The organism is Actinoplanes sp. NPDC051633, from assembly GCF_040681735.1.
GTDB lineage: Bacteria > Actinomycetota > Actinomycetes > Mycobacteriales > Micromonosporaceae > Actinoplanes.
Genome location: NZ_JBFAZH010000125.1, coordinates 1 through 11,283, shown reverse-complemented (window position 1 = coordinate 11,283; position 11,283 = coordinate 1). Strand labels below are relative to the sequence as shown.

Genomic DNA, 11,283 nt, shown 5'->3' with positions numbered 1-11,283 from the left:
CGCGCCGCTGCGGGACGCGCGCACCGAGCGGCAGGAGACGGCCGACGACCTGGTCTCCCGCAAGCAGAGCAACGCCGACGTCACCACGAAGGTCGGCAAGCAGGGCCTGGCGCAACTGCAGGCCGACCGCAAGAAGCTGTTCTGGCTCGGCGAGACGGCGAAGGCGCTCAGCTCCAACATCGACTTCGTGCTGAAGAGCCGTGACGTCGCCGACCCCGCCATCACCCAGCTGCTGGGGCTGATGAGCGGCACCGAGGGCGGCGGCTTCTTCACCCCCGATGCCGAGCAGGGTGGCGAACGCGAGGCCGCGCAGGGCAAGTGGAGCGGAACCCACGGGTACAACTTGGAGTTCTTCAAGGCCATGGTGTCGCACGGCTTCGAGCTGGGCGTCGCGTGGGACGGCTCGGCCGACACGATGCACTTCGAGCTCGTCGAGGGCCGCCGGCTGGCCACCTCGGCCGGGAGCCGCCCGCTGGTCGCCGGCGGCCACAGCCACTGACGGGACGGTGGCACGGTGGAGACCGGGGCGGCGATCGTCTTCATCGTCGTGGTCGGCGCGCGGTTCCTCGTACCCCTGCTCATCCCGAAGTTCCCCCTGCCCGCCGTTCTCGCCTGCCTGATCCTCGACGGGGTCGACCAGACGATCTTTCAGGCGTTCGGATACGACCCACCGCAGTACCAGGGCTACGACAAGGCCATGGACGTCTACTACCTGGCGGTCGCGTACCTGTCGACGATGCGCAACTGGAGCAGCCGGCCCGCGGTGCGGGTGGCCCGGTTCCTCTACTTCTACCGGCTCGCCGGCGTGGTGGCGTTCGAGCTGAGCGATTGGCGGCCACTGCTGCTGATCTTCCCCAACACCTTCGAATACTTCTTCATCGCGTACGAGCTGGTGCGGCTCCGCTGGGACCCGGCGCGCATCCGCCTGCGCACCTGGATCACCATCGCCGCCGCGATCTGGATCGTGATCAAGCTGCCCCAGGAGTGGTGGATCCACCTCGCCCGCCTCGACGTGACCGACCTGATGGCCGCCCACGCGTGGATCCTGCCGGCGCTGGTGGCGGCCCTCGTCGCGGTCGCCGCCGCCCTGCGGTACGTCGTCCGTCCGCGGCTGCCGGCCCGCGAGCGCCCGCTCCGACTGGCTGCCGACCCGCTGCCGGAGGACATCGACGAGGCGGCCGAACGCGATCGCTGGGTGGCCGCCAACCACCGGTTGTGGTCCACCGGCACGCTCGAGAAGGTCGTCCTCATCGGCTTCCTCTGGGTGATCTACGCCCAGGTGCTGCCGCCCGTCTCGGCCGACGCGGACGATCTGTTCGTGGGGGTTGCGATCTTCGTGGTGATCAACGCGGCGATCTCGCTGGCCGTGGCGAGGCGCACCCGCAGCCTGGAGTCGGCGCTGGCGGCGTTCGGCGCGCGGCTGTTGCTGAACGTGGCGCTGGTGTTGCTGTCGAGCGATCTGCTCGGCGACGACGTGCCGACCGGCAGCGCCGTCTTCTTCGTGCTGCTGCTGAGCCTCATCACGCTGCTGGACGACCGGTACCGTCCCGTGCACGAGGCCCGCTTCGCCCCGGCCCGCGCCGCCCCGGGCGCCTGACCGGCGTCGCCCTGTCAGACGGCGACCTCGAACACGGGCAGGCCGGCGATGGGCCGGTCGCGTGCGGCGAAAGCCAGTCCCCAGCCGGCGACAAGCTCGGTCACCGTGCGGGACACCAGAACCGAGCCGGGATCGGCCGCCTCGGCCAGGTCACGGGCGACGCTGACCGCGGTCCCGGACAGCTGGTCACCGCGGCGCTCGACTTCGGCGGTGTGCACACCGGCGCGGATCGTGGTGCCGAGTGGTGCCAACGTGTCGCGCAGCTCGCATGCGGCTCGGACACCGCGGCCGGGACCGTCGAACGTACACAGCAGGCCGTCCGCGGTGAGGCTGATCAGGGCGCCGCGGTGCGACTCGATCCCCTGCCGCAGCGCGGCGATGTGATCCTCCAGGCCTCCGGAGCCCGCGCCCCCGACGAACACGACCGTGGCCAGGAAGCGTTCCTCCGCCGGCGGTGCCGCCGCGCCGCCGACGAACCGCTCCAACGCGGTCAGGATCGGCCCGGTGTCGCCGCTGAACAGAAAGTGGTCGCTGCCGGGAAGCTCGACCAGCTGAGCGCCGGGAATCCCATCGACCAGGGCGTGTGCGTGCTCGATGCCGTAGATCGCGTCCTCACTGCGGTGCACCACCAGCGCGGGGACGCGAATTGCCGGCAGAAGGGGCGTCACGTCGATCGCGCTCATCAGCTCGACCAGCCGCCGCGCGGTCCCGGGCGTCGCACCCTGGCGTTCCAGCCGGCCCAGAAAACGGCGGCCGGCCGCCGTGGCCCCCATCGACGACGCGAGCCACGCATAGATCCGGCCGCTGCCCCAGCGCCGCTCCACCACCGCGAACTCGCGACGGCCGGGTTGGCCGGCCCACGGATGGCGGGCCCACGTTCCGTGCAGGACGAGCCGCTCGACCCGCTCCGGGTGCGCCGCGGCCAGCAGCACCGACAGCGCCGCCCTCCGAGGAGCCGAAGATGGTGGCCCGGTCCATGCCCACGGCGTCCATCACCGCCCGGACGTCGTCCGCCCGTTGATCCAGCGGCGGCGCCTCGTCCCGGCCGAGCCGGTCCGACAGCCCCGTGCCCCGCTTGTCGAGCAGAGCCACCCGGCAGAACCCCGCCAGACCCCGCAGGAAACGGGCGATCGCCGGATGCTCCCACTGCACCTCGATGTTGGTGGCAAAGCCCAGGACGAGGACAAGGTTCGGGCCGTCACCGAAGCACTGGTACGCGATCGAGGCACCGTCGTTGACCACATAGCGGGTCGGCGGAATCGCGTACACCTCGCCGTCCGGCGCAGACTCCGGATCAGGTGCCGACGACTCGTCCGCCGCCCGGACATCGGCGACGAACCGGTAGCCCCGGCCGTGCACGGTCTTGATCAACCGCTGTGCCCGGCCGTTGTCACCGACCGCCTGACGCGCCTGCTTGATCCGGGTCGTCAACGCCGATTCCGAGACGAACCGGCCGCGCCAGACCGCGGTCAGCAACTCCTCCTTCGACACCACCCGGCCCCGGTGCGCCAGCAGGTAGGCAAGGACGTCGAAGACCTGCGGCTCGACCTCCACTTTCCGCCCGGCCGACCGCAGCTCGAAAGCACCGGTGTCGAGCTCGAGCCGGCCGAAGCGGTACCGCATGGGTGAAGTCTAGGAACTCAGAACGGATACCAGGTGAGGTGCTGGTTGGCGTTGCTGTTCACGCACGACCAGAACTGCGGCGCCTGACCGTCGGCCTGGGAGCTGCGAGGCATGTCGAGGCAGTACGGCCGGTTGTAGGCCGTCAGCTGATACCAGTCCGGCGGGGCGCCGTGCATCTTGAAGCCCTTCCACACCACGCCGGTGCTGCACCGGGACAGCCAGACGCTCCCGCCGTCGTGGGTTTCGCCCGTCAGGCAGAAGTTGGTGTCCCACTTCCTGATCTGCGCGCTGCCACCGATGCCGGTCCACTCGGCGCTGATCCCTTCAGGACAGTGCCCCGCGTCGTCGTCTTGCGCAGATGCGCAAGGTTGGGGCACTTACAGGTGGGAAAGCGTCGTTCGGCGCCGCCGCAGTCGATCAGGTTGATGCTGCCGGTCACTCGGGTGCGTCCAACTGGGCACTTGTGCCCGACTGTGCTGCGAAAGCCGACCTGACGTCCGATATCGGCGAACGGATGTTGCCGGTCACCATGCTTCAGTGAGGACGAGCGACGTCGAACGGGCCGGCCGTACGCCAGCGGTGAGTCCTTGGTGGATCCTGACCGATCGCGGAATTCTCACCGTCGCCGCGGCGATCACCGCCGTCGGCATCGTCGCGCTCATCGTCATGTTGCAGATCGCCAGCAACGCCGGCCCCGCCGACCGGCCGAGCCTGCAACTGGAGGCGGTCAAGTTCGGGCTCGGTTTCGTGGCCGCGGCCGGTGCGGTGGTCGCCCTGCTGCTCGGCATCCGGCGGCAGCAACTCTCGGAGCAGACATACGTGCTGGAGCTGCGTAAGCATGAGCAGTTGCGGGAGATCGAGCTACGCAAGCATGAGCATGCCGAACGCGACGCCATCGAGCGGCGGGTCACCGAGCTCTACGCGAAGGCGATCGAGCAACTCGGGTCTCCTCGAGCAGCCGTCCGTCTGGGTGCCATGTTCGCGCTCGAACGAGTGGCACAGGACAACATCTCCCAGCGACCGACTGTCATCGGTGTGCTTTGTGCCTACCTCAGGATGCCGTACGACCCGGCGGCCGGCGATGACGACGTGCACGGAGAACTGCAGGTCAGGCGCGCGGCACAGGACCTGCTCTGTGTCCACCTCGCGGTTCCCTCGGACGTCGACACCACGGCCGGCGGGTATCTCGACGCCGAGTCCCGTCGTACCTTCTGGCCCGGATGCGACCTGGATCTCGCCGGTGCCACCCTGATCGACTGGCGGCTGTCGCGGGCCTACATCCGCAAGGCGGTGTTCACTCGCGCCCGCTTCATCGGGACATCGTCGTTCCGGGGCATGGCCTTCGCCCGGGACGCGGATTTCAACGAGGCGTCCTTCGAGGGCCTGACCGACTTCGGTGACGTCACCTTCACCGGCGATGTCGGCTGGCGGGGAGCCCGCGTCGCGTCCGCCGACTTCGCCGGAGCCCGGTTTCTCGGCGACGTGGACTTCCAGCAAACGCGGTTCTCCGGCGACACCGACTTCCGGGCGGCCTACTTCGCGGGCAGCGTCACGTTCGCGGGCGCCGAGTTCACCGGCGAGCTCCGGATGGACGAAGTGCAGGCCGCCGACGATGGACCGCGATTGGACACCTGGCCCGAGCGCTGGTCGTTGCGGGCCGGCGAGCAATCATCCGCGCCCATGACGCTTGTCCGAAAAGCCGCATGACGTCCGAACCGCACCAGCGGCTCAGGAGCGGGAGCGGCGCTGGGCGAGGAGTCCTCGGGGGACGACCGACAGCACCGGCTCGGGGCTCGCCCCGTGCCGCTTCAGGATGGCGTTGACCGCGAGCAGCGCCGAGCCGGCGGCGCGCTCCATGAGGGCAGCCGGGAACGGCATGCGCACCCAGTCTCCGGCGAGGTACAGGCCCGGCGCGTCGGTCTCGACGCCGGGGCGGGTGGCGTCGCTGTCCAACCCGAACGCGGGTGCGTCGCGGCCCACCCGCTCGCTGACGTCCAGGATGGACATCTCGGTGGTCTCGGGCCAGAGGCCGCCGAGCTCGTGCCACATCCGCTTGGTCAGCACCGCGGCGTCGACGCCGTCGGCCGCCGCGTAGGCGTGCAACTCGATCACGGCGCCCGAGTGCCGCCGCGCCCACTGCCCCGGGGCGCCCTGGACCCGGTGGTACAGCGTCACCGAGTCCAGGGTCGGCTCCTGGGCGACGCTGGTGAAGATGCTGCGGTGCGGTGCGACGTCGCGGTCGGTCCACAGCCGGCTGACCGCGTACGGCGGCGCGGTCCGGATGGTCTGCATGTTCGCGGCGAGCGTGGGCGCCTGCCGGGTCAGGCCGGGCGACGCGGCGACCACGTCACGGGCCGACCCGGGATCGGCGGCCAGGACCACGTGGTCGGCCGTCAGGGTCTCGCCGCCGCGGAGGACGACCGTCCAGCCGGGGTCGATCCGTTCGACGGCGGCGCCGGTCCGGATCTGCCCGCCGAGAGCCCGCAGCTGGGCGGCGAGCGGCGCCCAGATCGCCGTCTCGTAGTCCTGGCTCGGCGCGTCGAAGTCGAGGCCCTCGGGGTTGCGGAGGAAGTAGAAGTGAAACTGCATGATCATCTCGGCCGCCGACATCTCCTCCTGATGGTTGAAGAAGGAGTGGGCGAAGACGTCGAACAGGTTGGCCCGGGCACGGTCCGGCATGCCCAGGGTGTCGAGGAAGTCCTTGGCCGAGATGTGGTCGAACTGCCGGTACGTCTCCTCGGCGGAGTAGCTCAGCAGCGGGACCGCGGCCCGCCCGTCCACGCCGCGCAGCTCCCGCAACCGCAGGCTGGGCGAGCGGGCGACCAGCGCGATCAGGTTGGCGGGCGGCCGCTTCGGCAGTCGGGAGAAGTTTTCCTCGGGCCATTGCCGGGAGATGACCGGATAGCGTCCCGCCGGCTTGAGGAAACTCAGCTCCGGATCGATCCGGCGCAGCACGTTGTGCCAGTTGTAGTACTGCCGGAAGAAACCGTGGAAGCCGTGCTCCACCATCTGCTGCGACCCGTCCGCGAGCGTCCTGGGCCACGCGGCGAGCCGGCCGCCGAGCTGCGCGTCCCGTTCCAGCAGGGTGACCGCGAACCCGCGCTCGGCGAGCACGAGGGCCGCGGTCGTTCCCGCGATCCCACCGCCGATCACGACCGCCCGCAGACCGGGCTCGACGATGCGTGGGAGATCTCGGCGAGCTTTCACGATGTGATGGGCGCGACGAGTGGTCAGGGGTGACGGCACGCGACCATGCTAGCCGAACCGACGCACGAATCGACGCGACCGATCCCTGCATCTTCGGGCGGAACGGAGTGTCCTCCGGCTGGCATGGCGTTCGTCCCTGACGTGACGGAACTGCTAAGGAGGAAGTCATGCGATACCTGCTGATGATCAGCGCGGACGAGGCCACGGCGAACGAGCAGTTCGCCACCCGCAAGGACCTGCCCGACTTCAACGAGTGGATGGCCGACCTCGAGCGGCGCGGGGTGATCGAGCTGCACGCCGGGCTGGAGATGAGCCCGACCGCCACCACCGTGCGGGTGCGCGAGGGGGAGGTGTTGCTCACCGACGGGCCGTTCGCCGAGGGGCGTGAGCAGATCGGCGGGCTCGCGCTGGTGAACTGCGCCGACCTGGACGAGGCGATCACGATCGCCGCCGGGCACCCGGCCAGCTACTTCGGGCAGGTCGAGATCCGCCCGCTGAGGCCGTGACCGGCGTCGAGGAGGCGCTCGCGACGACGTTCCGGACCGACGGCGGGCGCCTGATGGCGCACCTGATCGGGGCGCTGGGCGACTTCGACCTGGCCGAGGAGGCGGCCCAGGAGGCGTACGCGGCGGCGCTGACCACCTGGCGCCGTGACGGTGTCCCGGACAACCCGCGAGCCTGGCTGACGACGACGGCGCGCAACCGGGCCATCGACCGCATCCGCCGCGAGCGGAAGGGCGCCGAGAAGCTCCGGGAGGTGGCGCTCCTGCAGGCCGGGCCGGATGATGTCGACGCCTTCGAGAGCGGCATCACCGACGAGCGGCTGCGTCTGCTCTACACGTGCTGTCACCCCGCGCTCTCGCTGGAGGCGCAGGTGACGCTGGCACTGCGTACCCTCTGCGGTCTGTCCACAGCGGAGATCGCGCGCACCTTCCTGGTCGCGGAGGCGACCATGGCCAAGCGCCTGGTGCGCACCCGGCAGAAGATCAAGCTGGCCGGCATCCCCTACCGTGTCCCGCCGGCGCACCTCCTGCCCGAACGCACCGCCGCGGTGCTGTCCACGATCTACCTGCTGTTCCACCAGGGGTACGCGGACGGTCGCGCCGAGCTGCGACAGCGGGCGCGCGAGCTGGCCGCCCTGACCGCCGGGCTGATGCCCGACCACCCCGAGGCCGGTGGCCTGCACGCGCTGCTGCTGCTCCTCGACGCGCGGTCGGCGGCCCGCGCGCCCGGCGGTGTCCTGGTGCCGCTCGACGAGCAGGACCACAGTCTCTGGGATCGCGACATGATCTCGGCCGGCGAGGAGGAGCTGCGCCGGGCGGTCCGCCGCGAACAGATCGGCCCCTACCAGCTGCAGGCCATGATCGCGGCCTGCCACGTGCAGGCGACCATCGACTGGGGGCGGATCGCCGGCCTCTACGACCGGCTGCTGACCGTGGTCCCGTCCGGCACCGTGCGGCTGAACCGGGCGATCGCGCTCTCCATGCGCGACGGCCCCGACCTGCGGCTGCTCGAGGGCATCGACGATCACCCGCTGCTGGCGGCGGCCCGCGCCGACTTCCTGCGCCGGCTCGGGGACAACGAGGCGGCGGCCGGCGGGTACCGTGCGGCGATCCCGCTGGCGCCCACCGCCGCCGACCGTGCCTACCTGCAAAAACGCCTACTCGAACTCGCCCCCGGCGACCGGACGGAAGTAACGGATCATGCGTAAGCTCATCGTCTCCATCCACAGCACGGCCAACGACATCGTCACCGGAGCACCGTCCGGCGACGAGACCGAGCTGGACTGGGCGCAGGCCGGCATCCAGGACTCGCTGGACTCGTTCCTGGCGTCACTGGAGGGCGTCGAGACCATCCTGCTCGGCCGGGCCACCTACGAGGACCTGAAGCGGCGATGGCCGGAGGTCGGCGAGTCGCCCGATGTGCCCGATGTGGTCCGGCGCATGGCGGAGAAGGTCAACACCACCCCCAAGATCGTCGTGACGGACCGGCATCCCGTGCAGCAACCCGACTGGGGCGCGTTCGATCCGCCGACCCAGCTCACCGGCCCGCACGCGGAACGACGGATCGCACAACTGAAGGAGGGCGGCGGCGGCCACATCATCACGTTCGGCAGCCCCACCCTCGTGCAGTCCCTGACGAACGCCGGGCTGGTCGACGAATACCGGATCCTGGTTCACCCGGTGATCGCGAGCGAGGGCCGGCGCCTGTTCGACAACTTGACGGGCCCGACGCATCTCCGGCTCATCGGCACCGAGACCTTCCCGAGCGGCGCGATGCTGGTGACCTACGCGCCGGCGCGGTGACCGTCACGGCCAGCGGAGGTCGAGGTCGAGGCCGTAGAAGTCGGCGAACGGCTGCAGCGCCCCGGCCACGTGCTTGCGGTCCCCCACCTTGATCTGCGCCAGCGGGGTGACGTTGACGACGACCGCCTTCCTGGTCAGCGTGCGCTTCCAGATCGCCACCACCCGGCCGGCGCGGACCACCGTGGCCTGGAAGACGCCGTTGCCGCCCGGGACCACCCGGGCGAACATCGCCGGGTCGAGCATCAGGGAGCGGTCCTTGTAGCCCAGCATGTACTCGTCGAAGCCCGGCAGCGCGTGCCAGTCGTCGAGGGCCGGCAGGTCCGCGTCGAGCAGTGCCGGGTCGACGATCATGTCGTCGATCGTGGTCAGCGCGTCACCGGCGGCGGCCACCCCGGCGCGGCAGTCGCGGATCGTCAGGCCGGTCCAGCGCTGCAGGTCGCCGACCGTCGCCGGGCCGTGCGAGCGGAAGTAGCGACGGGCGATGATGCCGAGAGCCTCCTCGCGGGACGGCGTGGCCGGCTCCGGCGCCCACTCGTCGAGGCGTACGAACGTCTGCTCCTTGCCGATGTGCGGGGCGATCGCCGTCACGCCCAGCTGGCTCGCGTACCAGAGCATGTGGTAGCCCTGCTGACCACTGACGTCGATGCCCGCCTCGGTGAGCGTGCTCAGGCACTCGGCCCGCGTCATCCGGCCGCCACCGGCCAGGGCGGAACCCAGGACCTCGACCCCACGCTCGGCGCTGGACGGGCTCAGGCCGATCGTCTCGCGGCGCTTGTCCGCGCCGGCCAGCGCCCGGGAACCCATCACCTCGAGCATCCAGCGGGCGTCCGACGGCGGCACCAGGTGAACGGTGCCGCGCATGGGCCAGGTGCGGATCGCCTCGCCACGCTCCAGCGCGGCGGTCACCCCGGCCAGGTCCAGCGACGGCAGGCGGACGCCGAGCGACCACAGGCCACTGGCCATGTCCTGCGCCTGCATGGCCCCGAACCAGCGGACCACCCCGGCGACCGTGTCAGGACGGCCGCGGGGGTGGTCGCGCAGGAGCAGGCTGTGCAGGCGGAACTTCAGGAGATCAACGGCCACGCGCCGCACGGTACCGCGCGATGAGCGCGTTCGTGGAGGAGTCGTCGTCGGCCTCGGGCGAGTCGGCGGAGGTGAGCTTCGGCGCCAGCCGGTTGGCCATCACCTTGCCCAGCTCCACGCCCCACTGGTCGAAGGAGTTGATCTGCCAGATCGTGCCCTGGGTGAACGTGATGTGCTCGTAGAGGGCGATGAGCTGGCCGAGGATCGCCGGGGTGAGCTTGCGCGCGACGATCGTCGTGGTCGGGTGGTTGCCCAGCATCACCCGGTGCGGCGCGATCTTGGGGTCGGTGCCCTCGGCCTCGACCTGCTCGAGGGTGCGGCCGAAGGCGAGCGCGCCGGTCTGCGCGAAGAAGTTCGACATGAACAGGTCGTGCATGCCGCCGATGTCGTGGTTGGGCTCGTCGAAGCCGATGAAGTCGGCCGGGATCATCTTCGTGCCCTGGTGGATGAGCTGGTAGAAGGCGTGCTGACCGTTGGTGCCGGGCTCGCCCCAGAAGACCTCGCCGGTCTGGAAGTCGACCGGGCTGCCGTCGACCCGGACCGACTTGCCGTTGCTCTCCATGGTGAGCTGCTGGAGGTAGGCGGCGAAGCGGTGCAGATACTGCGAGTACGGCAGCACCGCGTGCGACTGGGCGCCGAGGAACGTGTCGTACCAGACGTTGAGCAGGCCGAGCAGGGCCGGGACGTTGCGCTCCAGCGGCTCGGTGCGGAAGTGCTCGTCCACCTGGTGGTAGCCGGCGAGCATCTCGCGGAAGTTGTCCGGCCCGACGGCGATCATCACGGACAGGCCGACCGCGGACGGCAGCGAATACCGGCCGCCGACCCAGTCCCAGAAGCCGAACATGTTCTCGGTGTCGATGCCGAAGTCCGAGACCTTCTCGGCGTTCGTGCTGACCGCCACGAAGTGCTTCGCCACCGCCTCGTCGCCCGCGCCGAGGCCGGACAGCAGCCAGGTGCGGGCCTCCTTGGCGTTGGTCAGCGTCTCCTGCGTGGTGAACGTCTTCGACACGATGATGAACAGCGTCGTGGCCGGGTCGAGGTCGTGGGTCTTCGCGTACAGGTCGGTGGGGTCGATGTTGGAGACGAACCGGCACTCGATCTCGGGGGCCTTGTAGGCCTTCAACGCCTCGTACGCCATGACGGGCCCCAGGTCGGAACCGCCGATGCCGATGTTGACGACGGTGCGGATGCGCTCGCCCGTGGCGCCCTTCCACTCCCCCGAGCGGATCTTGTCGCTGAACGCGGCCATCCGGCCGAGCACCTCGTGCACATCGGCGACCACGTCCTGCCCGTCGACCGTCAACGACGCGTCGCGCGGCAGGCGCAGCGCGGTGTGCAGCACGGCGCGGTCCTCGGTCACGTTGATGTGCTCGCCCGCGAACATCGCGGCGGTGCGCTCGCGCAGCCCGGCCCGCTCGGCCAGCGCGATCAGCGCGCTGATCACCTCGTCGGTGACCAGGTTCTTGC

12 protein-coding genes are annotated in these 11,283 nt (G+C 70.4%); 6 read left to right on the top strand and 6 right to left on the bottom strand.

Features of this window, described 5'->3' with window-relative positions:
- Together AB0M20_RS10380 and AB0M20_RS10375 are read left to right on the top strand one after the other, a co-directional pair.
- The coding region (locus AB0M20_RS10380; RefSeq protein ID WP_364296589.1) for a hypothetical protein at window positions 1–499 on the top strand (499 nt) is incomplete at its 5' end.
- Window positions 500–514: 15 nt separating this feature from the next.
- Complete coding sequence (locus tag AB0M20_RS10375) at window positions 515–1,597, top strand: hypothetical protein (protein ID WP_364296587.1); 1,083 nt, start codon at window positions 515–517, stop codon at window positions 1,595–1,597.
- A gap of 14 nt (window positions 1,598–1,611) precedes the next feature.
- Here AB0M20_RS10375 and AB0M20_RS10370 read toward each other — a convergent pair whose 3' ends face one another.
- The 3 genes from AB0M20_RS10370 to AB0M20_RS10360 are packed head-to-tail and all read right to left on the bottom strand — an operon-like array spanning window position 1,612 to window position 3,597.
- On the bottom strand, window positions 1,612–2,265 hold the full coding sequence (locus AB0M20_RS10370; protein ID WP_364296585.1) for a hypothetical protein: 654 nt from the start codon (window positions 2,263–2,265) through the stop codon (window positions 1,612–1,614).
- On the bottom strand, window positions 2,210–3,220 hold the full coding sequence (locus AB0M20_RS10365) for an alpha/beta fold hydrolase (protein ID WP_364296583.1): 1,011 nt from the start codon (window positions 3,218–3,220) through the stop codon (window positions 2,210–2,212). Before AB0M20_RS10365 ends, AB0M20_RS10370 begins: the two co-directional genes overlap by 56 nt.
- A gap of 17 nt (window positions 3,221–3,237) precedes the next feature.
- Window positions 3,238–3,597, bottom strand: a complete 360-nt coding sequence (locus AB0M20_RS10360) for a hypothetical protein (protein ID WP_364296581.1) — start codon at window positions 3,595–3,597, stop codon at window positions 3,238–3,240.
- Between the two features lie 160 nt (window positions 3,598–3,757).
- Here AB0M20_RS10360 and AB0M20_RS10355 point away from each other — a divergent pair, with 160 nt between their 5' ends.
- Window positions 3,758–4,927, top strand: coding sequence for a pentapeptide repeat-containing protein (locus tag AB0M20_RS10355; protein WP_364296579.1), 1,170 nt, complete (start codon window positions 3,758–3,760; stop codon window positions 4,925–4,927).
- Between the two features lie 21 nt (window positions 4,928–4,948).
- Here AB0M20_RS10355 and AB0M20_RS10350 read toward each other — a convergent pair whose 3' ends face one another.
- Window positions 4,949–6,466, bottom strand: coding sequence for an FAD-dependent oxidoreductase (locus AB0M20_RS10350; protein ID WP_364296577.1), 1,518 nt, complete (start codon window positions 6,464–6,466; stop codon window positions 4,949–4,951).
- 128 nt (window positions 6,467–6,594) lie between these two features.
- On the opposite strand from AB0M20_RS10350, the gene AB0M20_RS10345 reads away from it, so the two are divergent.
- Genes AB0M20_RS10345 through AB0M20_RS10335 form a run of 3 tightly spaced genes read left to right on the top strand, consistent with a single transcriptional unit; the run spans window position 6,595 to window position 8,733 of the window.
- Window positions 6,595–6,933: a YciI family protein gene (locus AB0M20_RS10345; protein WP_364296575.1), complete on the top strand. Its 339-nt coding sequence runs from the start codon at window positions 6,595–6,597 to the stop codon at window positions 6,931–6,933.
- Entirely contained in the window at window positions 6,930–8,138 is a 1,209-nt protein-coding gene (locus AB0M20_RS10340) for a sigma-70 family RNA polymerase sigma factor (RefSeq protein ID WP_364296573.1), read from the top strand. Before AB0M20_RS10345 ends, AB0M20_RS10340 begins: the two co-directional genes overlap by 4 nt.
- On the top strand, window positions 8,131–8,733 hold the full coding sequence (locus AB0M20_RS10335; RefSeq protein WP_364296571.1) for a dihydrofolate reductase family protein: 603 nt from the start codon (window positions 8,131–8,133) through the stop codon (window positions 8,731–8,733). The genes AB0M20_RS10340 and AB0M20_RS10335 overlap by 8 nt, the downstream gene beginning before the upstream one ends.
- Window positions 8,734–8,736: 3 nt before the next feature.
- Here the strand turns inward: AB0M20_RS10335 and AB0M20_RS10330 are convergent, their stop codons facing one another.
- Together AB0M20_RS10330 and pgi are read right to left on the bottom strand one after the other, a co-directional pair.
- The gene (locus AB0M20_RS10330) at window positions 8,737–9,816 is read right to left on the bottom strand and encodes a winged helix DNA-binding domain-containing protein (protein ID WP_364296569.1); all 1,080 of its coding nucleotides are present in this window, start codon (window positions 9,814–9,816) and stop codon (window positions 8,737–8,739) included.
- Window positions 9,806–11,283, bottom strand: a 1,478-nt coding sequence (pgi, locus tag AB0M20_RS10325) for a glucose-6-phosphate isomerase (protein ID WP_364296567.1), incomplete at its 5' end; no start/stop codon positions are given. The genes pgi and AB0M20_RS10330, both read right to left, overlap by 11 nt.